General features: G+C 66.2%; 20 protein-coding genes and 1 other RNA gene. 19 read left to right on the top strand and 2 right to left on the bottom strand.

Features of this window, described 5'->3' with window-relative positions; all coding sequences use genetic code 11:
• Positions 1-203 precede the first annotated feature (203 nt).
• The gene (locus tag KF719_RS04505) at positions 204-3,818 is read right to left on the bottom strand and encodes a hydantoinase B/oxoprolinase family protein (protein ID WP_293507420.1); all 3,615 of its coding nucleotides are present in this window, start codon (positions 3,816-3,818) and stop codon (positions 204-206) included.
• Between the two features lie 142 nt (positions 3,819-3,960).
• Here KF719_RS04505 and KF719_RS04500 point away from each other — a divergent pair, with 142 nt between their 5' ends.
• The 3 genes from KF719_RS04500 (at position 3,961) to KF719_RS04490 (ending at position 6,558) form a co-directional block, all read left to right on the top strand.
• Entirely contained in the window at positions 3,961-4,671 is a 711-nt protein-coding gene (locus tag KF719_RS04500; protein ID WP_293507418.1) for a TerB family tellurite resistance protein, read from the top strand.
• 277 nt (positions 4,672-4,948) lie between these two features.
• Positions 4,949-5,815 (top strand): DMT family transporter, encoded by an 867-nt coding sequence (locus tag KF719_RS04495; protein ID WP_293507416.1) that lies wholly within the window; start codon positions 4,949-4,951, stop codon positions 5,813-5,815.
• Positions 5,815-6,558, top strand: coding sequence for an N-acetylmuramoyl-L-alanine amidase (locus tag KF719_RS04490; protein ID WP_293507415.1), 744 nt, complete (start codon positions 5,815-5,817; stop codon positions 6,556-6,558). The genes KF719_RS04495 and KF719_RS04490 overlap by 1 nt, the downstream gene beginning before the upstream one ends.
• Here the strand turns inward: KF719_RS04490 and KF719_RS04485 are convergent.
• The gene (locus tag KF719_RS04485) at positions 6,555-7,517 is read right to left on the bottom strand and encodes a zinc-binding alcohol dehydrogenase family protein (RefSeq protein ID WP_293507414.1); all 963 of its coding nucleotides are present in this window, start codon (positions 7,515-7,517) and stop codon (positions 6,555-6,557) included. The two genes, KF719_RS04490 and KF719_RS04485, sit on opposite strands and share 4 nt — an antisense overlap.
• A 104-nt stretch (positions 7,518-7,621) precedes the next feature.
• Between KF719_RS04485 and rnpB the strand changes: the two genes are divergently transcribed.
• From rnpB to ftsA, 16 genes are all read left to right on the top strand, one after another.
• An RNA gene (rnpB, locus tag KF719_RS04480) (RNase P RNA component class A) lies at positions 7,622-7,996 on the top strand.
• A 324-nt stretch (positions 7,997-8,320) separates the two neighbouring features.
• Positions 8,321-8,794, top strand: a complete 474-nt coding sequence (locus tag KF719_RS04475) for a division/cell wall cluster transcriptional repressor MraZ (protein ID WP_293507413.1) — start codon at positions 8,321-8,323, stop codon at positions 8,792-8,794.
• The gene (gene rsmH, locus KF719_RS04470; protein ID WP_293507411.1) at positions 8,791-9,822 is read left to right on the top strand and encodes a 16S rRNA (cytosine(1402)-N(4))-methyltransferase RsmH; all 1,032 of its coding nucleotides are present in this window, start codon (positions 8,791-8,793) and stop codon (positions 9,820-9,822) included. Before KF719_RS04475 ends, rsmH begins: the two co-directional genes overlap by 4 nt.
• The gene (locus KF719_RS04465) at positions 9,819-10,184 is read left to right on the top strand and encodes a hypothetical protein (RefSeq protein ID WP_293507409.1); all 366 of its coding nucleotides are present in this window, start codon (positions 9,819-9,821) and stop codon (positions 10,182-10,184) included. Before rsmH ends, KF719_RS04465 begins: the two co-directional genes overlap by 4 nt.
• The gene (locus tag KF719_RS04460) at positions 10,181-11,938 is read left to right on the top strand and encodes a penicillin-binding protein 2 (RefSeq protein WP_293507407.1); all 1,758 of its coding nucleotides are present in this window, start codon (positions 10,181-10,183) and stop codon (positions 11,936-11,938) included. The genes KF719_RS04465 and KF719_RS04460 overlap by 4 nt, the downstream gene beginning before the upstream one ends.
• Before the next feature lie 43 nt (positions 11,939-11,981).
• Positions 11,982-13,439: a UDP-N-acetylmuramoyl-L-alanyl-D-glutamate--2,6-diaminopimelate ligase gene (locus KF719_RS04455; RefSeq protein ID WP_293510580.1), complete on the top strand. Its 1,458-nt coding sequence runs from the start codon at positions 11,982-11,984 to the stop codon at positions 13,437-13,439.
• Positions 13,436-14,872, top strand: coding sequence for a UDP-N-acetylmuramoylalanyl-D-glutamyl-2,6-diaminopimelate--D-alanyl-D-alanine ligase (locus KF719_RS04450; RefSeq protein ID WP_293507405.1), 1,437 nt, complete (start codon positions 13,436-13,438; stop codon positions 14,870-14,872). The genes KF719_RS04455 and KF719_RS04450 overlap by 4 nt, the downstream gene beginning before the upstream one ends.
• Positions 14,873-14,875: 3 nt before the next feature.
• Positions 14,876-15,964: a phospho-N-acetylmuramoyl-pentapeptide-transferase gene (gene mraY, locus KF719_RS04445; RefSeq protein WP_293507403.1), complete on the top strand. Its 1,089-nt coding sequence runs from the start codon at positions 14,876-14,878 to the stop codon at positions 15,962-15,964.
• A 4-nt stretch (positions 15,965-15,968) separates the two neighbouring features.
• Entirely contained in the window at positions 15,969-17,378 is a 1,410-nt protein-coding gene (murD, locus tag KF719_RS04440) for a UDP-N-acetylmuramoyl-L-alanine--D-glutamate ligase (protein ID WP_293507401.1), read from the top strand.
• The gene (gene ftsW, locus KF719_RS04435; protein ID WP_293507400.1) at positions 17,375-18,523 is read left to right on the top strand and encodes a putative lipid II flippase FtsW; all 1,149 of its coding nucleotides are present in this window, start codon (positions 17,375-17,377) and stop codon (positions 18,521-18,523) included. Before murD ends, ftsW begins: the two co-directional genes overlap by 4 nt.
• Complete coding sequence (gene murG / locus KF719_RS04430; protein WP_293507398.1) at positions 18,520-19,710, top strand: undecaprenyldiphospho-muramoylpentapeptide beta-N-acetylglucosaminyltransferase; 1,191 nt, start codon at positions 18,520-18,522, stop codon at positions 19,708-19,710. The genes ftsW and murG overlap by 4 nt, the downstream gene beginning before the upstream one ends.
• Entirely contained in the window at positions 19,710-21,140 is a 1,431-nt protein-coding gene (murC, locus tag KF719_RS04425; protein ID WP_293507396.1) for a UDP-N-acetylmuramate--L-alanine ligase, read from the top strand. The genes murG and murC overlap by 1 nt, the downstream gene beginning before the upstream one ends.
• Positions 21,137-22,072 (top strand): UDP-N-acetylmuramate dehydrogenase, encoded by a 936-nt coding sequence (gene murB, locus KF719_RS04420; protein ID WP_293507394.1) that lies wholly within the window; start codon positions 21,137-21,139, stop codon positions 22,070-22,072. Before murC ends, murB begins: the two co-directional genes overlap by 4 nt.
• Complete coding sequence (locus tag KF719_RS04415) at positions 22,069-22,995, top strand: D-alanine--D-alanine ligase (protein ID WP_293507393.1); 927 nt, start codon at positions 22,069-22,071, stop codon at positions 22,993-22,995. Before murB ends, KF719_RS04415 begins: the two co-directional genes overlap by 4 nt.
• Positions 22,983-23,990 carry a cell division protein FtsQ/DivIB gene (locus KF719_RS04410; RefSeq protein ID WP_293507391.1) on the top strand — a complete coding sequence of 336 codons (1,008 nt, stop codon included), beginning with the start codon at positions 22,983-22,985 and terminating at the stop codon, positions 23,988-23,990. The genes KF719_RS04415 and KF719_RS04410 overlap by 13 nt, the downstream gene beginning before the upstream one ends.
• Positions 23,987-25,297, top strand: coding sequence for a cell division protein FtsA (gene ftsA, locus KF719_RS04405; RefSeq protein ID WP_293507389.1), 1,311 nt, complete (start codon positions 23,987-23,989; stop codon positions 25,295-25,297). Before KF719_RS04410 ends, ftsA begins: the two co-directional genes overlap by 4 nt.
• Positions 25,298-25,342: the final 45 nt, after the last annotated feature.

Below are 25,342 nucleotides of genomic sequence, written 5' to 3'. Positions count from 1 at the left end.
ACATGACCTTTCGCAAGCGGTTTCGTGGCTGCGCCGCAACATGAAATCGAGGCGTATGAACTTCGGTCGCCAACGCCTTGAAACCGGCCACGGAATCCGTTTTGGATAAAAATCCGGTTTTTTATCGCCGACTCATTAATTGCGGCCATTGGATGTTGCCCGTGCGGCGCCGGTGCATCGCGGCGATCGGGCGCCGGCGAATTTCAGCCTTTGCCGAAGCCGCCGCCGCCCGGCGTCCTGACGATCACCGCATCGCCGGCGTCGAGTTCGGCTTGCGCCGAACCGTCGAGCCGTTCCATCGCGCCGCTGGCGCGGCGGATATAATTCTCGCCCGTCGCCGCGTCCTCGCCGCCCATCAATCCGAAAGGCGCAACGACGCGGCGCGTCGAAAGGATCGACAGGCTCATCTTTTCGCGGAAGCGGATGACGCGCACCGCGCCGTCGCCACCTTTGTGTTTGCCGTTGCCGCCCGAGCCGCGGCGGATGGAAAACTCTTCGAGCAGCACCGGGAAGCGCCATTCGAGAACTTCCGGGTCGGTCAGCCGCGAATTCGTCATATGCGTCTGCACGGCGTCGGCGCCGTTGAAATCGGGGCCGGCGCCCGCGCCGCCGGCAATCGTCTCGTAATACTGGTGGCGGTCGTTGCCGAAGGTCAAATTGTTCATCGTGCCCTGCGCCGAGGCCATCGCGCCGAAAGCGGCAAAGAGCGCGTCCGTCACCGCCTGGCTCGTCTCGACATTGCCGCCGACGACGGCGGCGGGATAGCGGGGCGCGAGCATCGAGCCTTCGGGAATGACGATCTCGATGGGCTTCAGGCAACCTTCGTTGAGCGGAATGTCGTCATCCACCATGCAGCGGAAAACATAGAGCACAGCGGCGCGGGCGACGGCGGACGGCGCGTTGAGATTGGTGGCGCGTTCGGCGCTTGTGCCGGTGAAGTCGATCCGCGCGGTGCGGGCCTCGCGGTCGACGCTGACGGCCACGCGAATGACCGAGCCGTCGTCCATCTTCTGTTCGAAGCTTGCTTCCTTCAGCCGGCCGATCACGCGGCGCACATTTTCCTCGGCATTGTCCTGCACATGGGTCATGTAGGCCTCGACGACATCGAGCCCGAATTCGGCGACCATGCGGCGCAATTCCCGCGCGCCTTTTTCGCAAGCCGCGATCTGGGCGCGGAGATCGGCGATGTTCTGTTCGGGATTGCGCGCCGGATATTTGCCGCCTGTCAGCAGGCGGCGCAGCTCTTCTTCACGCAGGCGCCCGCGCTCGACAATGCGGAAATTGTCGATCAGCACGCCTTCTTCCTCGACATTGCGCGAATGCGCGGGCATCGAGCCCGGCGTAATGCCGCCGATATCGGCATGGTGGCCGCGCGCCGCGACATAGAAGAGCCGGGTCTCATTCGCCGCGTCGTAAACCGGCGCAACGACCGTCACGTCCGGCAGATGCGTGCCGCCATTGTAAGGCGCATTCAGCACGAAGACGTCGCCGGAGCCCATATCGGGGTTCTGTTCGATCACGGCGCGCACGCTGGCGCCCATCGAGCCCAGATGCACCGGCATATGCGGCGCGTTCGACACGAGGCCGCCCGCGCGGTCGAAAACCGCGCAGGAAAAATCCAGCCGCTCCTTGATGTTGACCGACGAGGCCGTGTTCTGCAGCGCCGCGCCCATCTGTTCGGCAATCGACATGAAGCGGTTGTTGAAAATCTCGAGCATCACCGGATCGGCGCCGGTGCCGATGGCCGTGCGTACGGGCAGGGGCTCGACCCGGCGCATCACGATGTGATCCTTCGCCGTCACCTCGGCGCGCCAGCCGGGCTCGATGACGATTGTCTGGTTCGGCTCGACGATAATCGCGGGCCCGTTCATTTCATGGCCGGCCGTCAGCGCCGACCGCATATAGATGTTTGCCGCGCGCCATTCGCCGCCGGTATGGATGCGCCGCCTGTCATGCGGTTCGGGCGCGCCGCTTGCCCGCGCCGGATTCTCGTTCTCGCGGTGCGGGCGGCTCGCGTCTTCGGCGGATACTTCAACCGCTTCCAACATGACGGTCCGGCCCTCGAAACTGAAACCGAATTGCGCGCGATGCGCCGCCTCGAAATGTTCGATGGCGGCCTGCCGGTCGCGATCCGTGAAGTCGGACGGCAGCGTCGTGTCGCTGCCGTCATAGCGCAGATGCAGGATCGTCCGCATGTTCGCGCGTGCCGTATCGACGCCCTGCGCCGCGAGTTCCGCCAGCACGTCCCCGGTCAGTTCGGCAATCGTCCCGTCGAGTTCCGCCGCCAATTCTTCGTCGAAGGGCTGAATCACGGCGCGCGCCTGCGTGGCGGCAATGCGCGCCAGACCGATGCCATAGGCCGACAGCAGGCCCGAGAAAGGATGAATATGTATGGTCTTCATGCCCAGCGCACCCGCAACGAGGCAGGCATGCTGGCCGCCGGCGCCGCCGAAACAGGAAAGCGTATAGGCCGTCACGTCATGGCCGCGTTCCACCGAAATTTTCTTGATGGCGTTGGCCATGTTTTCGACGGCGACGCGCAGAAAACCTTCGGCCACTTCTTCCGGCGTTCGTCCGCCGATGCGTGCGGCAAGCTCGGCAAAGCGTTTGCGCACCGCATCGGCGTCCAGCGGCTCGTTTTGCGCTGGGCCGAAGATCGGCGGGAAGAGATCGGGTTGCAGTTTCCCCAGCATCACATTGGCGTCGGTGACGGCCAGCGGCCCACCGCGCCGGTAGCAGGCGGGGCCGGGGTTGGCGCTCGCCGAGTCCGGACCCACTTGAAAGCGTCCGTCTTCATAATGGAGGATCGAGCCGCCGCCGGCCGCCACCGTGTGAATGCGCATCATCGGCACGCGCATGCGTACGCCCGCAACCTCGGTCTCGAAGCTCCGTTCGTATTCGCCGCCGAAATGCGACACGTCGGTCGAGGTGCCGCCCATGTCGAAGCCGATGACGCGGGTAAACCCCGCTTCCGCCGCCGTCGCCGCCGCGCCGACCACGCCACCCGCAGGGCCGGACAGGATTGCGTCCTTGCCCTCGAACAATGCCGCGTCGGTCAACGCGCCCGACGACTGCATGAAGAAAAGCCGCGTTTCCTTGTCGTCGGCGCCGATCTCGCGCGCCACGCCATCGACATAGTGGCGCAGCAAGGGCGAGAGATAGGCGTCGACGACCGTCGTGTCGCCGCGCGCGACGAATTTGATCAGCGGGCTCGCCTTGTGGCCCACCGAAACCTGCGTGAAGCCGGTTTCGCGCGCGATGGCGGCGGCCTCGTTTTCATGCGCCGGGTAGCGGTAGCCATGCATGAAGCAGATTGCGACGGCGCGAATGCCCGCCTTAAATGCCGCTTGCAATTCGGCGCGTGTCCCGTCGCGGTCCAGCGGCGCCAGCACCTCGCCTTCGGCGGTGACGCGCTCTCCGACCTCCGCGACGCGCGCGTAGAGAAGTTCGGGCTTTTCGATCTTCAGCCGGAAGAGATGCGGCCGGGCCTGATAGCCGATGGCGAGTGCATCGGCAAAGCCGCGCGTGGTCAGGAAGAGCGTGCGCTCGCCCTTGCGTTCGAGCAGCGCATTGGTCGCGACCGTCGTTCCCATCTTGACCGCGCCGATGCGGCCGGCCGGCAAGGCTGCGCCCGCCGCCACGCCCAGCAGGTCGCGAATGCCCTGCAGCGCCGCATCCTCGTAGTGCTCCGGGTTCTCGGAGAGCAGCTTCCTTGCCGTCAGGCGGCCGTCCGGCGCGCGGCCAAGGATGTCGGTGAAGGTGCCGCCCCGGTCGATCCAGAAATCCCATCGGTTGTCGGGCATGTCGATGTCCGTCATGCGGTGCAACCTGCCACAGGCCCCGGCCGGGCGGAAACGGAAAGGCAAGGAGCTGTTTTCGGGGCTTACCCCGCAATTTCCGCAAGGTGTCCCTCGCATTTCGCAGATGCGAAGGCCTGCGAAACATCCTAAGCTGGCGCCCATGTCGATTTGGGGAAAAATCGCGGGCGCCGGCGTCGGATTGGCCGTCGGTGGGCCTCTTGGCGCGCTTCTGGGCGCGGTCGCCGGACATATCGTCATCGACCGCGCACTCCAGGACGGCGAAGTCGTGTTCACGATCGCCCTCATCGCGCTCTCGGCCAAGATGGCCAAGGCCGATGGCGAGGTCAGCGACGCGGAAGTGCGCGCTTTCGAGGAAATTTTTCATGTGCCGCCCGGCGAGGCGCGCAATGTCGAGCGCGTCTACCGCATCGCCCAGCAGGATGTCGCCGGTTTCGAGGCCTATGCGGCGCAGGTGGCGCGCATCTATGCGAACAAGCCCGCTGTGCTGGAAGACGTACTCGATGCGCTCTTTCACATCGCCAAGGCGGACGGCTATGTCCATCCGCAGGAGCTCGAATATCTGCGCACGGTCGCCGATATTTTCGGCTTTTCGGAAATCGAGTTCGCGCGCATCCGCGCCAGCCATCTCGGCCACGAGAAGGGCGATCCCTATCTGGTGCTCGGCATCACGCCCGACATTTCGAACGATGACCTCAAAAAGGCCTATCGGCGTCTGGTCCGGGAGAATCACCCCGACATGCTGATCGCGCGCGGCGTGCCGAAGGAGCTTGTCACCATCGCCAACGAGAAGCTCTCGGCGATCAATGTCGCCTATGACCGGATCGTGAAGGCGCGGGGCATCGCCGTTTGAGCCGCAAGTATAGTTGAAGTAAAGGGCCGCCGCCGGAATCCGGGCGGGACCGCCTGCAAAGCGGGGATATCTTTTTTTCGGGAAAATTGTCCCGGGAAAACGGGTCGGGAAAACGCACCAAAAATTTGCCGCTGTGCTGCATGTGACAGTTTTTTGACAGTTCAGTGACAGATCGATGACAGTCGGGGCCGAATCGGCCCTATGCGCGGCCTTGCGCCTGCGCTAACAACGCCCGCAGGGCGCCGGCCTGACGGCGCTCCGAAGGCATGGATTTGCGATGACACCCCTCCATCTGGGCTTCATGGTCCTCATCAACTTCATCTGGGGCTTCGCGCTGATCGCGGCCAAGGTGTCGCTCGACCATTTCCCGCCGCTGCTTTTCGCGGCGCTGCGCTTCACGCTGATCGTGATGGTGCTGTTTCCGTTCCTGAAAATCCATCGTGGACGGATGAAGGAAGTCATCATCATCGCGCTATGCGCGGGCCCGGTCGGCTTCGGTCTGTTCTTTGTCGGTCTGTCCTTGTCCACTGCTTCCGTCGTTGCCGTCACCAGCCAGCTCGGCGTGCCGTTCGCCACCATCATGTCGATCGTCTTTCTGAAGGAGCAGGTGCATTGGCGGCGCTGGCTCGGCATCATCCTTTCGTTCTCCGGCGTCATGGTAATCAGTTTCGATCCGGCGGTCTTCACCTATATCGACGGGCTGCTGTTCGTCGTCGCCTCGGCGTTGGTCGGTTCCATCGGCACGATCTATCAGCGCCAGATCCGGAATGTCGGCGTCTTCGAAATGCAGGCATGGGTGGCGCTGGCGGCCGCGCCGCTGATGATCGCCGCGTCGCTCGCGGTCGAGCAGGGGCAGATCGCGGCGTTACTCGATGCGAATCTGATGGAGTGGGCCGGCGTCTTCTATGTCGCCTTTGCCTCCAGCCTGGTCGGTCACGCAGGCATCTACTACCTGTTGCAACGTTATGAGGTGACGCAAACCGCGCCGCTGACGCTGCTGGCGCCGATCTTTACGGTATTTTTCGCCGTCACCCTGCTTGGCGAAGTCCTGACGGAGCGTATGCTTGTCGGCGCGCTCATCGCCTTGACCGGCGTTCTGATCGTGTCGATACGCCAGAAGCGGATTGTGGATACCGGCCCCTGATGACATTTTCCTGCGACGAACGATCCTCGCCGAATTTCAACGCGCGTCCGGACGGATGCGCGGTCGATATTCTGCTGCTGCACTACACGGGCATGGCGAGCGCCGAAGCCGCGCTCGACCGGCTATGCGACGCGGACGCGAAAGTGTCGGCGCATTATTTCGTCGACGAAGGCGGGCGCGTCACGCGCATGGTGCCCGAAGATTTGCGCGCCTGGCATGCGGGTGTCGGCCGGTGGGCGGGCGAGAGCGACATCAACGGCCGTTCCATTGGCATCGAGATCGCAAATGGCGGGCATGATTTTGGATCGCCGCCCTATCCGGATGTGCAGATGGCGGCGGTCGAAGCGCTTTGTCTCGACATTCTTTCGCGCCATCCGATCCCGCCGGCGCGCGTGCTCGGCCATTCGGACATTGCGCCGGGGCGCAAGGCCGATCCCGGCGAATGGTTCGACTGGGCGCGTCTGGCGCGCGCCGGTATCGGGCTCTGGGTCGCGCCGGAGCCGATCGTCGAGGGGCCGTCGCTGGCGCCCGGCGATCGCGGCGACACGGTGGCCGAGTTTCAATTCATGCTTGCCAGTTATGGCTACGGGCTCGAAGTGCTCGGCCATTACGATGCGGCGACGCAAGATGTCGTCACCGCCTTCCAGCGGCATTTCCGGCCCGCGAAGGTCGACGGGGTGGCGGATCTTTCGACCGTCGCCACCCTTCGCCGTCTCGTCGAGGCCGCGAAGGCCGCCGCTTAGGGGATCAACGTCACGCGACCGAAGGCCTTGCGGCTCTCGATATATTCGTGTGCCGCCGCCGCGTCCTTCAGCGCGAAGGATTTGTCGAGCACGACTTTCAGCTCGCCCTTCGCGATGTCGCCGATCAGTTTCTGGATGTTGTCGTGGACGCGGTCGGTGAAGATTTCGGCGCCGAGGAAGACGCCCGACAGCGACTGGTTGCCACCCATCATCGTCGTTACATCGACGCGCATGTCTTCGCGGCCGGCGCGGCCGACCATCGAAATGCGGCCGCGATAGCCGAGCGACAGGATCGATTTCTGCAGCGTCGAGCCGCCGACCGGATCGACGACGAGATCGACGCCCTTGTTGTCGGTGAGCCGCTTCGCTTCGGCGACGAGATCCTGCGTGCGGTAGTTGATGCCGTGGTCCATGCCGTATTGCTTCAGGCCTTCGAGCCTGTCGTCGCTCGACGCCGTTGCGATGACCGTGGCGCCGGCTTTTTTCGCAAGCTGGATCGCGGCGAGGCCGACGGCGCCGGCACCTGCCTGCACGAGCACCGTTTCGCCGGCCTTCAAGCGGCCGAACTCGAACAGGCAATCATGCGCGGTGCCGAAGGGAACGGGAATGGCGGACGCCACCTTGATATCCATGTTGTCGGGGATCGCCCATGCCGTGCGCGCGAACACCGAACGAAGTTCGGCATGCGAGCCGTGCATGTTGACCGTCGTCACGCGCTGGCCGGGTTTGAGATGCGTGACCTCTGCGCCGACCTCGATGATCGTTCCAGCCGCCTGATAGCCGACGATATGCGGCACACTCGCCAGTTCGCCGCCGGCGCGGTTCAGCGTGTCGCCGCCTTCGATGCTGACCGCCTCGACCTTGATGACGATGCCTTGCGGCAGGCATTGCGGATCGGGCACGTCCTCGTATTTCAATACCGAGGGCGGACCGTTTTCGTAATAGACAGCGGCCTTCATCGCGTTCTCCCATGTGTGGATTGTCGTTAGGGGCAATGTCGGTATCGCGCGGGCAATCCGCAAGCGTCTTGACGCGGACGATTTTCAGGCTCATCTCATTCAAGTCAGATGGCCGGATGGCCGCTGCATGAAAATGCAGAGGAAAGTCCGGGCTCCACGGAGACACGGTGCCGGCTAACGGCCGGCGGGGGCGACCCCAGGGAAAGTGCCACAGAAAGCAAACCGCCCGGACCTTCGGGGACGGGTAAGGGTGAAAGGGTGCGGTAAGAGCGCACCGCGCGGCCGGTAACGGGCGCGGCACGGCAAACCCCACCGGGAGCAAGACCAAATAGGGGCGGCATTTCAGGCGTTTAGCCTGGAAAACCCGTTTCCGGGCCGCCGCCCGGGTTGGTTGCTAGAGGCGTCCGGCAACGGACGTCCCAGATGAATGGTCATCGCCCGCAAGGGTACAGAACCCGGCTTACAGGCCATCTGACACTCTCTTCCAAAAATCTATCTTCCAATTGTCGCAACCCCCCGCCGCCACGGCTGCCGGATGCCGACTTGCGGCCAATACATATGTTCTTCCTATGTTCTCAAGTTATCGACAGTTTTAACGGTCCGTTAAGACAGTTCAGACGGGTCAAAATGGGGCGGAAAACCGCGAAAATACTAGGCTTTCCCGTTGACGACCATGAAATCCCATGGTATCCCATGATGTCCCGTATAAGGCCAGAGCGCGCCCGTAAAGCGCCTGCCGGTCCCACGGGCACAAGTCCCCTCAGGCAGGAGGGGGCGGCCCGAGAGAGGGGAGAGGTCGGCCGATGGAGTCGTTCCGGGGGCGTTTCACGAACAAGATCGATGCGAAGGGTCGCGTGTCCGTGCCCGCGAAGTTTCGCGCCGTGACGGTTGCGCAGGGCTTCAACGGGATCATCTGTTTTCCGCCGCTGAGCGAGGGTCGCTTCATCGAAGGCTGCGGGCCAGCCTTTGCCGCGACGATCGACCAGATGCTGGCGCGGCTCGACCCGTTTTCGACCGAGCGCGACATGCTGGCTTCCGTGCTGCACGGCGAGAGCGCCGAGCTGATGTTCGACGCCGACGGGCGCGTCATTCTGCCGGAGAGCCTGCGCGAGTTCGCCGGCATCACCGACGAGGCGGTGTTTGTGGGCGCGGGCGAGCGGTTTCAGATCTGGGAACCGAAGGCCCATGCGGCTTTCACCGTCGAGGCGCGCAAGCAGGTGCCGAACTTCCGCGCCATGCTGAAGGCGCCGCCGCCTGTCGATGGAGGCGGCCGATGAGCGACAGCGGCCGGAGCAGCGCCCCTCATATCCCGGTGATGCTCGCCGATGTCCTCGATGTCCTCCGGCCGCGCGATGGCGGGATTTATGTCGACGGAACTTTCGGCGCGGGCGGTTATACGCGGGCGATCCTCGGGTCGGCCGATTGCGCGGTGCTGGCGATCGACCGCGACCCGAGCGCGATCCTGCGCGGCCGCGAACTCGCGACCGAATTCGTCGGACGGCTGACGCTGATCGAAGGTTGCTTCGGCGACATGGTGCGGCTCGTCCGGGCGCTCGGCCATGCAACGGTCGACGGGGTGGTGCTCGATCTCGGCGTATCGTCGATGCAGCTCGACCAGGCCGAACGCGGTTTCTCGTTCCAGCAGGACGGACCGCTCGACATGCGGATGGGCGGCGAGGGGCCGTCGGCCGCGGATGTGGTCAATACTTTCGAAGAGGGCGATCTCGCCCGCATCATCGCCGTCTATGGCGAGGAAAAGCGTGCGCGGGCGGTGGCCAAGGCGATCGTCGCGGCGCGCGCGCAGGCCGAATTCAAGCGGACACTCGAGCTCGCCGAAACGGTGGCGCGCGTCATCGGCCGCCGGCCGCAGGACCGTATCCACCCGGCGACGCGGACTTTCCAGGCGCTCAGGATTTTCGTCAATGACGAGCTTGGTGAGCTGGCGCGCGGCCTTTCCGGCGCCGAAGAACTGCTGCATGAGGGCGGACGCCTCGCGGCCGTCACCTTCCATTCGCTCGAGGATCGCGCCGTCAAACGCTTCCTGACCGCGCGGACGGGCCGGGGCGGGCGCGCCAATCGCCACATGCCGGAGCGCGACGAGGCGGCCCCGTCGTTCCTCGAAATCGAGCACAAGGCCCGCAAGGCCGCCGACGCCGAAATCGACGCAAATCCCCGCGCGCGCTCCGCGAAGCTGCGCGCGGCCGAACGGACGGCGGCGCCCGTGCTGCCGCTCGACACCGCGGCGCTCGGCCTGCGCGTCGTGCCCGCGCTCGACCGGCTGTCGCCGACGGGAGGTGCGGCATGATCCGCTTCATCAACCTGCTGCTGGTCGCCGCCGTGATCGGTTTGTCGGTCGGGCTCTACGACATCAAGTATCGCGCCGAGGGCGCCGACCGGCAGGCAAGCCGGCTTGCCGCGCAGATTGCCGCCGAGCAGGAAGCCATTCGCGTGTTGCGCGCCGAATGGAGCTATCTCAACCAACCCGAACGGTTGCAGGAACTGGCGGCGCGCTACACGGCGCTGAAGCCGCTGACCGCCCGGCAAATCGGCGAATTCGAGGATGTGCCGATGCCGCATATGGCGGACGACTATTATGTGCCGTCGGGCCGGCAGCCGCTTGGCGGCTATGCCGAAGCGGCGCCCGAAAGCGGGAGGTCGATCCAATGATCGGACGCCGCACATCGCCGCAAGCACCGGCGCGCTTTCTGCTGCCGGGCTACGACGCCATCGCCAGGTCGCGCCGGGCCGCGGGCGAGGGGCAGACCCGCACGCCGTCGGAGCGCCGCATCGCGCTCGCCATTGCGGTTTTCGCCGCCTGTTTCGCGCTGATCGGCGCCCGGCTCGTCGGGCTCGCCATTGTTGGCGGCGACGGCGGCGCGCGCATTGCCGCGGTCGACAACCGCGCCCCGATCCAGCGGCCCGACATTGTGGACCGCAACGGCGAGGTGATGGCGACCGATATCGGCACGGCCTCGCTTTATGCCGATGCGCGCAGCGTCATCGATCCGGCCGAGACGGCGCGCCAGCTGGCGACGGTGCTGCCGGAACTCAATGTTGCCGACATGACGACGAAGCTCGCGTCGGGCCGGGCCTTCATGTGGGTCAAGCGCGATCTCGCGCCGCGTCAGCAATATGCGGTGCATTATCTCGGTTTGCCGGGGCTCGACTTCCGCAACGAGCGCAAGCGCGTCTATCCGAACGGCAAGACCGGCGCCAGCGTGCTCGGCATGGTCGATGTCGACAATAACGGTATCGCCGGTATCGAGCGCTATATGGACCGCGTGGTGGCGCGTCCGGACGCGAACGGAACGCCGCGCTTCGACCGCAACCGGACCGTGATGTTGTCGATCGATCTGAAGGCGCAGCATGCGTTGAGCGACGAGCTCGAAAAGGCGATGGCCGAATTCAAGGCGCTGGCGGCCGTCGGCATCATCATGGACGTGCATACGGGCGAGGTCGTCGCGATGACGTCGCTGCCCGACTTCAACCCCAACGATCCGATGGCGTCGGCCGAGAACGCACGCTTCAACCGCGCGACGCTCGGCGTCTACGAGATGGGTTCGGTCTTCAAGGCGTTGACGCTTGCCGCCGCTCTCGACAGCGGCAGGGTCAAGCTCGACGGGCGCTTCGACGCGACGCAGCCGATGCAGGTGGCGCGCTTCAAGATTCACGATTTCCACGCACAGAACCGCTGGCTCTCCGTGCCGGAGGTCTTTGTGCATTCCTCCAATATCGGTACGGCGAAGATCGCGTTGCAACTGGGCGGCGACGAACATCGCGAATATCTGCGCCGCTTCGGCATGTTGACGCGGCCGCAGATCGAACTGCCGGAAGCGGGATCGCCGCTGATGCCGCCACGCTGGACCGAATTGTCGACGATCACGACGTCATACGGTCACGGCATTGCCGTGACGCCGCTGCAGGTCGTCAGCGCGGTTGCGACCGTCGTCAATGGCGGCTTCAAGGTCGAGCCGACCTTCCTGCGCCGCAACGAAGCACAGCTTGGCGCGCGCGTGATCTCGCCCGAGGTCAGCCGGACGATGCGCGGGCTGTTGCGGATGGTCGTTGCCGAAGGCACGGGCCGCAAGGCCGATGTGCCGGGTTATCCGGTGATGGGCAAGACGGGGACGGCCGAGAAGGCCGAGAACGGCCGCTATGCGCGCAACAAGCTCATCACATCGTTCATCAGCGCCTTTCCGGCCAACGACCCTCGTTACGCCATGATCGTGATGTTCGATGAACCGAAGCCGACCAAGGATACCTACGGCTATGCGACGGCGGGCTGGAACGCGGCGCCGGTGACGGCGCGCGTGGTGGCGCGCGTGGCGCCGCTGCTCGGGCTTCGCCCGGCCACCAAGCCGCAGGAAGCGGACATGTTGAGGGAAGCGAGCCTCGTGTCGTTCGGCGCGGGCGGACAGTGAAGGCGTTTCGTTGAGTAGACGGCAAACGGGAATGTTGGGCGATATGCAGCTTGCGGCGTTGATGGGGTCGGACCTCCCGGCGCTCCCGATGGGGGGGGCCACGGAGATACGCGGCCTGACGGCGGACAGCCGCGCGGTGAAGCCCGGCTTCCTGTTCGCGGCGCTACCCGGCACCAAGGTCGATGGCAGCCGCTTCATCCCGCAGGCGCTGGCGCAGGGCGCGGCGGCGCTGCTGGTACCGCAGGGCGCCGGGGTCGAGGTGGGCGTGCCGGTGATCGCGGTGCGCAATCCGCGCCGGCGCCTGGCGCTGATGGCGGCGCGGTTTTTCGGCAAGCAGCCCGGCATCGTCGCGGCGGTGACCGGCACCAACGGCAAGACATCGGTTGCGACTTTCGTGCGCCAGATCTGGGCGGCACTCGGCATCGAGGCGGCGAGCCTCGGGACGCTCGGCATCGAAAGCGCCGGGGGCGCGCGCGAGCTCGGCTTCACGACGCCCGATCCCGTCGCGCTGCAGGCGGAACTCGCGGCGTTGGCCGACGAAGGCGTGACGCATCTGGCGATGGAAGCGTCGAGCCACGGGCTCGCGCAATACCGGCTCGATGGCGTGAAGCTCGCCGCAGCCGGCTTCACCAATATCACGCGCGACCATATGGACTATCACACCAGCTTCGACGACTACCTCTATGCGAAGCTGCGGCTCTTCGGCGAGGTGATGGGGCCGGGCGGCGTCGCCGTCATCAATGCCGACAGCGCGCAGGCCGCCGAATTCGAGGCGCTGTGCTGGGCGCGCGGACACCGGATCATTTCGGTCGGGCGCAAGGGGCGCGGCATTTGCCTCATCGCGGCGCGGCCGACGGCGCGCGGTCAGGCGCTGGAACTGGTGCATGGCGGCGCGAATTACGAAGTGCAGTTGCCGCTGGTTGGCGCGTTCCAGGCATCGAACGCGCTTGTGGCGGCGGGTCTCGTCATCGGCTGCGGCGGGGCGGCTTCGCGCGTGTTCGAGGCGCTGGAAAATCTCAAAGGCGCGCGCGGGCGCATGGAAGAGGCGGCGCATCTGCCGAACGGCGCCTCCGTCTATATCGATTATGCGCATACGCCGGATGCGCTTGAGAACATGCTCGAAGCGATGCGTCCGCATGCGACGGGCAAGCTTGCCGTCGTGTTCGGCTGCGGTGGCGACCGCGATGCCGGCAAGCGGTCGCAGATGGGCGAGATCGCGGCGCGGCTCGCCGACACGGTCTATGTCACCGACGACAACCCGCGCAGCGAAGCCGCGGCCGCCATTCGCGCCGCGATCCTGAAGGCATGTCCCGGCGCGACCGAGATTGGCGACCGCGCCGCCGCCGTCGAAACGGCGATGCGGGCGCTTCAATCGGGCGATGTGCTGGTCGTCGCGGGCAAGGGGCATGAGACCGGACAGACCGTCGGCGACAAGGTCATCCCGTTTTCGGATCACGACGCCGTCGCGGCGGCCGCGAAAAAGATCGGAGGGGGCGCATGAGCACACCTCTCTGGACACAGGAAGATGCGATCGCCGCGACCGGCGGCAAGGCCGAGGGCGCGCGCTGGACGGCGAGCGGCGTGTCGATCGACAGCCGGACATTGCAGGCGGGCGATCTCTTTGTTGCGATCGCGGGCGAAAATTCCGACGGACACGCCTTTGTCGAAGGCGCGTTCGCCAAGGGCGCGGCGGCGGCCATCGTGTCGGCGCCGACGGACAAGATGCGTGCGGCGGGGCCGCTGGTCGTTGTCGGCGATACGCTCGAAGCGCTCAACGCGCTTGGCCGGGCGGCGCGGGCGCGGGCGCAGGCGCGCATCGTTGCGGTGACCGGCAGCGTCGGCAAGACCGGCACCAAGGAGGCGCTGCGCTTCGTGCTTTCCGAGCAGGGGGCAACCCATGCGTCGGCTGCTTCCTATAACAATCTCTGGGGCGTGCCGCTGTCGCTGGCGCGGATGCCGGCCGACACGCAGTTCGGCATTTTCGAAGTCGGCATGAACCATCCCGGCGAAATCACGCCGCTGTCGAAACTGGTCGAGCCGTTTGTGGCGCTCATCACCACGGTCGAGGCCGTGCACATGGCGTTTTTCAATTCGGTCGAAGAAATCGCCGACGCCAAGGCGGAGATTTTCGACGGGCTGCAGGAGGGCGGCGTCGCGATCCTCAACCGCGACAACCCGCATTATGCGCGGCTCAGGGCGCGGGCCGAGGCGCGCGGCGCGGCGCGGATCATTTCGTTCGGCGAAAACCCGCAAGCCGATGCGCGGCTCGACAAGCTGGCGCTGAAGGAAGACTGCTCCTGCGTGTCGGCGACGATCTGCGGCCAGAAAGTGACCTACAAGCTCGCGGTGCCGGGACGGCATATCGCGATGAACAGCCTCGCGGTTCTTGCCTGCGTCAAGGCGCTCGACGCCGACCTCGCGCTGGCGGCGCTGGCGATGGCGCAGCTCAAGGCGCCGAAGGGGCGCGGCGAGCGGCATGTCGTGGCCGCGCCGCTCGGCGACTTCACGGTGATCGACGAAAGCTACAATGCCAATCCGGCGTCGATGCGCGCGGCGCTGGCCGCGCTGGCGCAGGCGAAGCCGGCAGGCGGCGGGCGGCGCATCGCCGTGATGGGCGACATGCTGGAGATCGGCGAGACGTCGATTGCGATGCATCGCGAACTCGCGGCGGATGTTGAGGCGGCGGGGATCGATCTCGTTTTCGCCTGCGGACCGCATATGCGCGAGATGTTCAAGGTGCTGCCGGCGGCGGCGCAGGGCGGCTATGCCGAAAACTCGGAGGCGCTGGCGCCAGGCTTGCGCGATGCGATCCGCGCCGGCGACGTCGCGATGGTCAAGGGTTCGCTCGGGTCGCGGATGGGGCCGCTGGTCGAGATGCTGCTGGGGATGGGCGACGACGACGGCGCCAGCCTCCGGCGCAACAGGGGGATATAGGGGATGCTGTACGATCTTCTCGGCGGCATGGGCGTCGAATATCCAGCGCTCAACGTGTTTCGCTACATCACATTCCGCACCGGCGGCGCGACGTTGACGGCGCTCCTGATCAGCTTCATGTTCGGGCCGCGCATCATCGCAATGCTGAAATCGCGGCAGCGGCGCGGCCAGCCGATCCGCGAGGACGGGCCGCAGACGCATATCGTGCAAAAGCAGGGCACGCCGACGATGGGCGGGTTTCTCATTCTCGTCGGCCTCGTGCCGGCGGTGCTGCTGTGGGCCGACCTTTCCAACAAATATGTGTGGATCGTGCTGCTGGTGACGCTCGGCTTCGGTGCGGTGGGCTTTGCCGACGACTATCTCAAGGTGTCGAAGATTTCGCCGAAGGGCGTGCCGGGCCGTGTGAAGTTGTTCTTCGAATTCGTCATCGCGATCGCGGCGATGTGGGCGCTGGTGCTGGTGGCCAACGAGCCGTTGCAGACGGCGTTGACCGTGCCGTTCTTCAAGGGCGTGCTTCTGCAGCTCGGCGGCTTCTTCTTCCTGTTCGGAGCGCTTGTCATCGTCGGATCGTCGAATGCGGTCAACCTGACCGACGGGCTCGACGGGCTGGCCATCGTGCCGGTGATGATCGCGGCGGCGGCGTTCGGCCTCATCGTCTATCTGGTCGGCAACGCGGTCTTCGCCGATTACCTGCAGGTACATTTCGTGCCGGGCACAGGCGAGCTTGCGATTGTTTGCGGGGCGCTGATCGGGGCGGGGCTCGGCTTCCTCTGGTACAACGCGCCGCCGGCGATGGTGTTCATGGGCGACACCGGATCGCTGGCCCTCGGCGCGGCTCTCGGCACGATCGCGGTGGCGGCCAAGCACGAACTGGTGCTTGCCATCATCGGCGGATTGTTCGTGCTCGAAGCGGTGTCGGTGATCGTGCAGGTCATTTCGTTCAAGACGACCGGCAAGCGCGTCTTTCGCATGGCGCCGCTGCATCATCATTTCGAACAGAAGGGCTGGGCGGAACCGACCATCGTCGTGCGCTTCTGGATCATCTCGGTCGTGCTCGCCATGGCCGGTCTCGCAACTTTGAAGTTGAGGTGAGGGGATGATCGCGGCGACCGGTTTCGCAAAGCGCAAGGTGGCGGTGTTCGGGCTCGGTACGTCGGGCCTTGCAACCGTGCGCGCGCTCGAGGCGGGTGCGGCGACTGTGATGTCCTGGGACGACAGCGAGACGAAGCGGGCCGAAGCGGCGGCCGGCGGCTTCAATGTCACGGACATAAAGGACTGGCCGTGGCGGGAGCTTGCGGCGCTGGTGCTGAGCCCCGGCGTGCCGCTGACGCATCCCGAGCCGCATCCGGTCGTGTCGATGGCGCAGGCCGCGGGCGTCGAGATCATCGGCGACATCGAGCTTTTTCAGCGCGCCGTGACGGCAAGCGGCACCGGCGCCAAGATCGTCGCTATCACCGGCACCAATGGCAAGTCGACGACGACGGCGCTGATCGGTCACATGATCCGGCGCTGCGGCGGTCATGCGCAGGTCGGCGGAAACATCGGCAAGGCGGTGCTCGAACTCGAGGCGCCGGCGGCGGCGACCGTCTATGCAATCGAAGTGTCGTCCTACCAGATCGATCTGGCGCCGAGCCTTGCACCCGACATCGCGATCCTGCTCAACATCACGCCGGATCATATCGACCGGCACGGCACGCTTGAACATTACGCGGCCGTCAAGGCGCGGCTGTTCGCGCGACAGGGCGAGGGCGGCACGGCGATTATCGGCATCGACGATGCGCTGTCGAAGGACATCTGCACCGGCATCGGCGCGCGGCGCATGGCGAAGGTCGTGCCGATCTCGGTCGGCAAGACGTTGGGGCGCGGCGTTTATGCAATCGACGGCATCCTCTACGACAATGCAGGGTCGCAAGCCGTGAAGGCCGGCGATCTGCGCGAGATGCGGACGCTGGCGGGCGCGCATAACTGGCAGAACGCGGCGGCGGCCTATGCGGCGGGGCGTGCGCTTGGCTATACGCGCGAAAAGATTTTTGCCGCTTTCGAGAGCTTCCCCGGTCTCGCCCACCGCATGGAGATCGTCGCGGAGCGCGACGGTGTGCGCTTCGTCAATGACAGCAAGGCGACCAATGCGGATGCCGCATCGAAGGCGCTGGGCGCCTATCGCAACGTCTACTGGATTGCCGGCGGCAAGGCGAAGGAGGGCGGCATCGAAAGCCTCGAAGCGCTCTTCCCGCATATTTCGCGCGCCTACCTGATCGGTGATGCGGCGGCGGATTTCGCCCGCACGCTCGAGGGCAAAGTCGACTACCGGCAATGCGGAACACTGCCGAAGGCCGTCGAGGCGGCGACGAAGGATGCGGCGACGGGCGAGGCCGAGACGCGGATCGTGTTGCTGTCGCCGGCCTGTGCCTCGTTCGACCAGTTCCGGAATTTCGAGGAACGCGGCGACATGTTCCGCCGCGAAGTGCAGCGCGTGCTCGCCGAAACGGGAGGGGCCGCCGCATGATCCGTCTCGCGCGCACCAACCGCAGCCTTGCCGCCGAATGGTGGTGGACCGTCGACAAGTGGACGTTGCTCTGCCTCGTCTGCCTGATGGTGCTCGGCACGGTGCTGGCGCTCGCCGCAAGCCCGGCGGTCGCCATGCGTATCGACCTGCCGCCCTTCCACTTCGTCTACCGGCAGATGGCGTTTTTCCTGCCGGCGCTCGCGGTAATGATCGGCGTATCGCTGCTCAATGTGCGGCAGGTGCGGCGTCTGGCGGCGTTTGTTTTCGCCACGGCGCTGATGCTGATGGTGCTGGCGCTGCTGGCCGGTCCGGAAATCAAGGGCGCGCATCGCTGGCTCTATCTGGGGCCCATCGGCATCCAGCCGTCGGAGTTCATCAAGCCGGCTTTCGTTGTGCTCGTCGCCTGGCTCTTCGCCGAAGCGCAGCGCAGCCCCGGCATTCCCGGCACCGGCATCGCGCTGGCGCTTTATGCCACGGTCGTGGCGGTGCTGGCGCTGCAACCGGATTTCGGCCAGCTGATGCTGGTGACGATGGTTTTCGGCGCAATGTTTTTCATGGCCGGGCTCTCCTGGGGCTGGATCGGTTCGCTCGGTGCGCTGGCAACGGCCGGCGTCGTTTGCGCCTATACGCTGATGCCGCATGTCGCAAGCCGCGTCGACCGCTTCCTCAATCCGGAATCGGGCGACACCTACCAGATCGATCGTGCGCTGGACGCCTTCTACGCAGCCGGATTTTTCGGACGCGGGCCGGGCGAGGGCGTGGTGAAGCGCATCCTGCCGGACGCTCATACCGATTTCATCTTCGCGGTGGCGGCCGAGGAATTCGGCGTCGTGGTCGGGCTGATGATTATCGGCCTCTTCGCATTCATCGTCGTGCGGCCGCTGAAGCGTGCGGCGGAAGAGCGCGATCTCTTCGTGCAGTTCGCGACTTGCGGGCTCGTCGCGTTGTTCGGATTGCAGGCGCTCATCAACATGGCGGTCAATGTCAACCTCGTTCCGGCCAAAGGCATGACGCTGCCGTTCATTTCCTATGGCGGCTCGTCGCTGCTGGCGCTGGCGCTGGCGATGGGCATGCTGCTGGCGCTGACGCGGCGCCGGGCAGGCAGCAATGTCGAACCGCCCAGCGGACGGAGGGCGCACGCATGAGGCGCTATCCGCAAGGTCCGATCGTGATTGCAGCCGGCGGTACGGGCGGTCATTTGTTCCCCGGCCAGGCGCTGGCGCAGGAATTGCGCCGCCGCGGCCGCCGCATCGCGCTCATCACCGACGAGCGCGTGCAGCGTTTCGACCGGCTCTTTCCCGATGCCGACATCTATCCCGTTCCGGCCGCGACACCTTCAGGCAAAGGTGCGGCCGGTCTTGTGAGGGCGGCGCCCGCCATACTCGCGGGCGTCGCTCGTTCCTTCGGCATTCTCGGCCGGATCAAGCCCGCCGCGCTGATCGGCTTTGGCGGCTATCCGACCTTGCCGCCGGTTGCCGCGGCGCTCCTTCGCGGCGTCCCGGTGTGCGTGCATGAACAAAACGCGGTGCTTGGCCGCGTCAACCGGCTGGTCGCGCCTTATGTCGCCGCCATCGCCTCGACTTTCGATGCGCCGAAATTCCTGCGCGCCAAGGACGCCGGAAAGCTCGTGCTGACCGGCAATCCGGTGCGCGACGCGGTGATCGCGGTTGCCGGCCGCGCCTACGAAGCGCCTGCCGGCGAGGGCCCGATCCACTTGCTGGTGTTCGGCGGCAGTCAGGGCGCGCGCGTGATGAGCGATGTCGTGCCGGGCGCGCTGGCGCGGCTTCCCGACGCCTTGCGCCGCCGCCTCGCGGTCGTGCAGCAGGCGCGGCCGGAAGACATGGACCGTGCCGCCGCGATTTACGAAGCCGCCGGCATCGACGCCGAACTCAGCCCCTTCTTCGACGACATGCCGCAGCGCATCGCGACCGCGCATCTGGTGATCGGGCGTTCGGGCGCCTCGACGATCAGCGAGCTTGCCGTTGTCGGCCGGCCGTCAATTCTCGTGCCGCTGCCGCATTCGCTCGACAACGACCAGAAGGCCAATGCCGAGAAGCTCGCAAGCGCGGGCGCGGCCTGGGCCATCGAGCAGAGGAATTTCACCGAAGAGGCGCTCGCGAACATGCTGACATCGTTGCTGGCCGACCCGGCGCAACTGACCGCCGCCGCGCGCGCCGCCAGGGCGCAAGGCCAGCCCGATGCCGTGCGCGCGCTTGCCGATCTCGTCGAGCGGCTCGGCCGCGGCGAGTTGCAGGCGCTCGCCGCGCCGGAACGCAAGACCGGCGACGCCGGCGGCACCGGCGCCCTCGAATTCGCGATCGGAGGTGCATGATGCGGCCCGCGCCTCTCGACATCGGCAACATTCATTTCGTCGGCATCGGCGGCATCGGCATGAGCGGCATTGCCGAAGTCATGCACAATCTCGGCTACACGGTGCAGGGCAGCGACCTTTCCGAGAGCGCCAATGTCAAGCGGCTCGCCGGGCTCGGCATCAAGGTCTTCATCGGCCAGAAGGCCGAGAACCTTGCGGACGCGCAGGTCGTCGTCGTGTCGTCGGCGATCAAATCCGACAATCCGGAACTGATGGAAGCGCGGGCGCGCTTCCTGCCGGTGGTGCGGCGCGCGGAGATGCTGGCCGAGCTGATGCGGTTGCGCTCCTGCGTCTCGGTCGCCGGTACGCATGGCAAGACGACGACGACTTCGCTGGTGGCGGCGATCCTCGATGGCGCGGGTCTCGACCCGACCGTCATCAACGGCGGCATCATCAATGCCTACGGCACCAATGCGCGGCTCGGCGACGGCGAATGGATGGTCGTCGAGGCCGACGAATCCGACGGCACCTTCGTCAAGCTGCCCTCGACCATCGCCATCGTCACCAATATCGACCCCGAGCATCTCGATTATTACGGCACGTTCGATGCGGCGAAGGACGCCTTCCTTGCCTTTGTCGAGAACGTGCCGTTCTATGGCTGCGCCGTCATGTGCGTCGATCATCCGGAGGTGCAGGCGCTGATCGGCCGCGTGCGCGACCGGCGCATCGTCACCTACGGCACAAATCCGCAGGCCGATATCCGCGCCACCAACCAGCGTGTCGAAAACGGCTTCAACACGTTCGACGTCACGATCACGGATCGCAAGACCGGCAAGACGCGCGAGCTTTCAGGCGTGCATCTCGCCATGCACGGCACGCACAACATGCTGAACAGCCTCGCGGCCATCGGCGTCGCGCTGCAAATGGGCATTGCCGACGAGCGCATCCGCGCGGCGCTTGAAAGTTTTGGCGGCGTCAAGCGGCGCTTCACCTATGTCGGCAACTGGAACGGCGTCAGCATCTACGACGACTACGGGCACCACCCGGTCGAAATCGCGGCGGTGCTGCAGGCGGCGCGTTCGGCGACGCAAGGGCGCACCATCGCGGTGGTTCAGCCGCATCGCTACACGCGGCTTCACAGCCTGTTCGATGAATTCTGCGCCTGCTTCAACGATGCCGACGCCGTCATTGTCGCCGATGTCTACGAGGCCGGCGAGAAGCCCATCGAGGGCGCCAATCGCGATGCGCTGGTGGAGGGTCTGCGCGCGCGCGGCCACCGCAATGTGACGGCGCTCGAAAGCCCGGAAGCGTTGCCGGCGCTGATCGCCGGTATCGCGAAGCCGGGCGATCTCGTCGTTTGCCTCGGCGCAGGCAGCATCACCACTTGGGCGAATGCCCTGCCGGAGGCGCTGGCGGCGCTTGCCGGCGACAAGGCGGGGAGGCGCAAATGATGTCTGTGCGCGCTTCCCTTCCGCATCTCATCGACCGGCTGCCTGCGGTGCGCGGCGAGCTTCTCGCCGATGCGCCGCTCGCGCAATTGACATGGTTCCGTGTCGGCGGGTCGGCGGAAGTCATGTTCCGTCCGGCCGATGCCGACGATCTTGCCGCGTTCCTTGCGGGTTGCCCGGCCGATGTGCCGGTGACGGTGATCGGCGTCGGCTCCAACCTGCTGGTGCGCGATGGCGGCGTGCCCGGCGTCGTCATCCGTCTCGGGCGGGCGTTCATGGAAATCTCGATCGAAGGCAATCGTGTCCGCGCGGGCACGGCGGCGCTCGATGTGGCGGTGGCGCGCGCCGCGCAGGAGGCCGGGCTTGCGGGGCTCGAATTCTATCGCGGCATTCCGGGCTCGATCGGCGGCGCGCTGCGCATGAATGGCGGCGCCTACGGGCGCGAGACGAAGGACGTGCTGGTGGAAGCCGTCGCCATCGACCGCGCGGGCAAGCGGCATGTACTCACGAATGCCGACATGAAATACAGCTACCGCCATTGCGGCGCGGCGGACGATCTGATTTTCGTCGAAGCGGTTTTCCAGGGCGCGCCCGGCGACAAGGCGGCGATCCAGGCGCGGATGGACGAGATCACGGCGTCGCGCGAGGCGACGCAGCCGATCCGCACGCGCACCGGCGGTTCGACCTTCAAGAATCCCGATGGCCACAAGTCGTGGCAGTTGATCGACGCCGCCGGCTGCCGCGGTTTGAAGCGCGGCGGCGCGCAGGTGTCGGAACTGCATTGCAATTTCCTGATCAATACTGGCGATGCCAGCGCCGCCGATCTCGAAGACCTCGGCGAAGAAGTGCGCGCGCGCGTCAAGGCGCAGAGCGGGGTCACGCTCGAATGGGAAATCCGGCGCATCGGCACACGCAACGACGGAGGCGGGGCATGAGCGCGAACAAGCATGTCGCCGTTCTGAAGGGCGGTTGGAGCGCCGAGCGCGAAGTCAGCCTCGTCACCGGCAAGGGCTGCGCCGATGCGCTGCGGAGCCATGGTTATCATGTGACCGAGATCGATGCCGGGCGCGACCTTGCCGATCAGATTCTCAAAGTGAAGCCCGACGTCGTCTTCAACGCGCTGCATGGCCGCTGGGGCGAGGACGGCTGCGTGCAGGGGCTGCTTGAAATCCTGCGCGTGCCCTACACGCATTCGGGTGTGCTGGCCTCGGCGCTTGCCATGCACAAGGAGCGCGGCAAGGCCGTGTTCCGCGCGGCGGGGCTGCCGGTCGCCGAAAGCATCGTCGTGCCGCGCGCGCAGGCCGCGCTCGGCCATGTGATGGACCCGCCTTACGTCATCAAGCCGGTCAGCGAAGGCTCGTCGGTCGGTGTGTTCATCATCCGGGCGGGCGACAACCGGCCGCCGGCGGAACTGACCTCGCCGGACTGGAATCTCGGCGACGAGGTGATGGTCGAGCGCTACATTGCGGGTCGCGAGCTTACCTGCGCCGTGATGGGCGAGGAGATTTTCGGGGTCACCGAAATCATCGCCAACACAGCCTTCTACGATTACGAGGCGAAATACGCGACCGGCGGCTCGCGGCATGTCATTCCGGCGCCGGTGGAACCGGAAGTCTATGCCGAAGTGCAGCGGGTGACGCTGGCCGCGCACAAGGCGCTTGGTTGCCGGGGCGTTTCCCGCGCCGATTTCCGCTTCGACGATACGCGGCCCGGCAAGGGCGAACTCGTTTTGCTCGAAGTCAACACGCAGCCCGGCATGACGCCGACATCGCTGGTGCCGGAGCTCGCCAATCTCGCGGGCTATTCCTACGCCGAGCTGGTGAGCTGGATGGTGGAGGACGCGTCATGCGATCGATGAAGAAAGCATCGCGCACCGGCGTTCGCGCCGCGCCGCGCCGCACCGCCAAGAGCAAGATCGCGCCGGGCAAGCGCCGCAACGCCGCGCAGACGCGCGTGTTCGGCCGCCGTTCGCAGCGTCCGCCGGGGCCTGTCGGGCGCTGGCTGGCCGAGATCGGCGCCGGCGAATTTCCGATGCGGCCCTTCACGGCCGGCGCGGGCGCGCTCTTTGCGGGTGTGCTGCTTTACGGGCTTTTCGTCGGCGGGCATGTGGCGGACGGCGCCAACGGCGTTGCCGAGCGGGCGAACCGGCTGCTGGCGATGTCGGGCTTCAGCATTCAGGACGTCACCGTGACGGGCCGCGTGCGGACCGACAAGGAAGCGCTGCTCGCCGCCGCCGGGATGGAGCGCGGCGATCCGATTTTCGGCTTCGACACCGAGGCCGCGCGGCAGCGCGTCGAGCGGCTGGGTTGGGTCGAGAGCGCAACCGTGACGCGGCTGTTGCCGGACACGATCCGCATCGATGTCACCGAGCGCCGGCCTTTCGCGCTCTGGCAGCGCGGCGGCATGTTGTCGGTCATCGACGCCGAGGGCCGGCCGATCACCGACGAGGGCGTGCAGGAATTCGCGCATCTGCCTTTCATTGTCGGTTTCGGCGCGCCGCGCGAGGCGCCGGCGCTGCTGAAACTGATGCAGGCCGAGCAGCCGCAATTGTTGCAGCGCGTACGGGCCTTTGTGCGCGTCAGCGGGCGGCGCTGGAACCTCCGGCTTGAAAATGGCGTCGACGTCAAACTGCCGGAAAGCGGCGTCGCGAAGGCGCTGGCCGATCTCGTCGCACATGACGCACGCCATCGCATCCTGTCGCGCGACATCGTGGCAGTGGATCTCAGACTTCCCGACCGCGTGTCGGTCGAACTGGCGGCGGATGCCGGTTCGGCGCAGGGCGTCGCGGCCGGCGCTAAAAGCAAGAACGGCATTGTCCGGCCAGGGGCGGCCGGCGTTGGGGGCAATACATGAATATGGTCAGTCTCGGCTCGCGGAGTTTTCAGGGCCGGCCCGTCGCGGCGGGGCGTTCGGGCACGATTGCGGCGCTCGATGTGGGGTCGAGCAAGATTTCCTGCTTCATCGCACGGATCGAAGCCGGGCGGATCGCCAACGGTCATGCGCCGGTGCGCGTCATCGGCATCGGACATCAGGTGTCGCGCGGCATTCGTGCCGGCACCGTGGTCGACATGGATGCGGCGGAAGAAGCGATCCGGGTCGCGGTCGATGCGGCGGAACGGATGGCGGGCGTCACGATCCGCGATGTGGTCGTCGGCATGTCCGGCGCCGAGCCGAAGAGCCAGACGGTCGGCGTCAAGGCCGCGGTCGCGGGCGGCGAAATCTCCGACAGCGATCTCGGCCGGCTGATCGGCCATGCGCAGAACAATTTCCAGCCCGAGGGCCGCGACGTCCTGCACGCCATTCCGGCCAATTACAGCGTCGACGATGCGCGCGGCGTGCGCGATCCGCGCGGTATGTTCGGCGAGAGGCTCGGCGTCGAGGTGCATATGGTGAGCGGGTTGCGCGGGCCGTTGCGCAATCTCGAACTCTGCATCGAGCGCTGTCACCTGACCGTCGCCGGCCTCGCCGTGTCGCCCTATGCGAGTGGGCTTGCCTGTCTCGTCGAGGACGAGATGGACCTCGGCGTCGCCGTCATCGACATGGGCGGCGGCACGACCTCGCTCGGCATCTTCTTCGAAGGTGCGATGGTCTATTGCGATGCCGTGTCGATCGGCGGGAATCACATTACAAACGATATCGCGCGCGGGCTTTCGACACCGCTCGCTCACGCAGAGCGGATGAAGACGCTTTACGGCAGTGCGCTGGCGAGCCCGTCGGACGAGAGGGAGATGATCGACGTGCCGCAGGTCGGCGAGAGCGATGCCGATGCGGCGAATCACATTCCCCGTTCGATGCTGACCGGCATCATTCAGCCGCGCCTCGAAGAAACATTCGAGCTGGTGCGCGACCGGATGGAGGCGAGCGGCTATGGGCGGCTCGCCGGGCGCCGCGTCGTGTTGACGGGCGGCGCGAGCCAGCTCAACGGCGCGCGCGAGCTTGCGGCGCGGATGCTCGACAAGCAGGTGCGCGTCGGCCAGCCGATCCGGCTGACGGGACTTGCCGAGGCGACCGGCGGTCCGGCGTTCTCGACCTGCGCGGGGCTGCTGACCTACTCGCAGATTTCGCCGCTCGAAGCGGCGGGCGCGGAGGACGAGGCGGACAACGGAGCGCCCGGCGGGCAGCTCCGGCGCTTCGGCCGCTGGCTGAAGGAGAATTTCTGATGAAGCGCAGTGCTTTCATCGACGTGCGACGACGAAGCGGGCAAC

The sequence above is a fragment of the Parvibaculum sp. genome, assembly GCF_019635935.1.
GTDB lineage: Bacteria > Pseudomonadota > Alphaproteobacteria > Parvibaculales > Parvibaculaceae > Parvibaculum.
Note: the sequence above shows the minus strand (reverse complement) of the source record. Positions and strands in the feature narration are given on the sequence as shown.

What these genes read in the sequence shown, in the direction of transcription:
- KF719_RS04450 (WP_293507405.1), top strand. Translation starts at nt 13,436, where the DNA reads ATGAGCACACCTCTCTGGACACAGGAAGATGCGATCGCCGCGACCGGC.
- KF719_RS04455 (WP_293510580.1), top strand. Translation starts at nt 11,982, where the DNA reads ATGCAGCTTGCGGCGTTGATGGGGTCGGACCTCCCGGCGCTCCCGATG.
- KF719_RS04410 (WP_293507391.1), top strand. Translation starts at nt 22,983, where the DNA reads ATGCGATCGATGAAGAAAGCATCGCGCACCGGCGTTCGCGCCGCGCCG.
- ftsW (WP_293507400.1), top strand. Translation starts at nt 17,375, where the DNA reads ATGATCCGTCTCGCGCGCACCAACCGCAGCCTTGCCGCCGAATGGTGG.
- rsmH (WP_293507411.1), top strand. Translation starts at nt 8,791, where the DNA reads ATGAGCGACAGCGGCCGGAGCAGCGCCCCTCATATCCCGGTGATGCTC.
- KF719_RS04475 (WP_293507413.1), top strand. Translation starts at nt 8,321, where the DNA reads ATGGAGTCGTTCCGGGGGCGTTTCACGAACAAGATCGATGCGAAGGGT.
- murB (WP_293507394.1), top strand. Translation starts at nt 21,137, where the DNA reads ATGATGTCTGTGCGCGCTTCCCTTCCGCATCTCATCGACCGGCTGCCT.
- mraY (WP_293507403.1), top strand. Translation starts at nt 14,876, where the DNA reads ATGCTGTACGATCTTCTCGGCGGCATGGGCGTCGAATATCCAGCGCTC.
- KF719_RS04490 (WP_293507415.1), top strand. Translation starts at nt 5,815, where the DNA reads ATGACATTTTCCTGCGACGAACGATCCTCGCCGAATTTCAACGCGCGT.
- KF719_RS04505 (WP_293507420.1), bottom strand. Translation starts at nt 3,818, where the DNA reads ATGACGGACATCGACATGCCCGACAACCGATGGGATTTCTGGATCGAC.
- murC (WP_293507396.1), top strand. Translation starts at nt 19,710, where the DNA reads ATGCGGCCCGCGCCTCTCGACATCGGCAACATTCATTTCGTCGGCATC.
- KF719_RS04465 (WP_293507409.1), top strand. Translation starts at nt 9,819, where the DNA reads ATGATCCGCTTCATCAACCTGCTGCTGGTCGCCGCCGTGATCGGTTTG.
- KF719_RS04495 (WP_293507416.1), top strand. Translation starts at nt 4,949, where the DNA reads ATGACACCCCTCCATCTGGGCTTCATGGTCCTCATCAACTTCATCTGG.
- murG (WP_293507398.1), top strand. Translation starts at nt 18,520, where the DNA reads ATGAGGCGCTATCCGCAAGGTCCGATCGTGATTGCAGCCGGCGGTACG.
- KF719_RS04500 (WP_293507418.1), top strand. Translation starts at nt 3,961, where the DNA reads ATGTCGATTTGGGGAAAAATCGCGGGCGCCGGCGTCGGATTGGCCGTC.
- KF719_RS04415 (WP_293507393.1), top strand. Translation starts at nt 22,069, where the DNA reads ATGAGCGCGAACAAGCATGTCGCCGTTCTGAAGGGCGGTTGGAGCGCC.
- KF719_RS04485 (WP_293507414.1), bottom strand. Translation starts at nt 7,517, where the DNA reads ATGAAGGCCGCTGTCTATTACGAAAACGGTCCGCCCTCGGTATTGAAA.
- ftsA (WP_293507389.1), top strand. Translation starts at nt 23,987, where the DNA reads ATGAATATGGTCAGTCTCGGCTCGCGGAGTTTTCAGGGCCGGCCCGTC.
- KF719_RS04460 (WP_293507407.1), top strand. Translation starts at nt 10,181, where the DNA reads ATGATCGGACGCCGCACATCGCCGCAAGCACCGGCGCGCTTTCTGCTG.
- murD (WP_293507401.1), top strand. Translation starts at nt 15,969, where the DNA reads ATGATCGCGGCGACCGGTTTCGCAAAGCGCAAGGTGGCGGTGTTCGGG.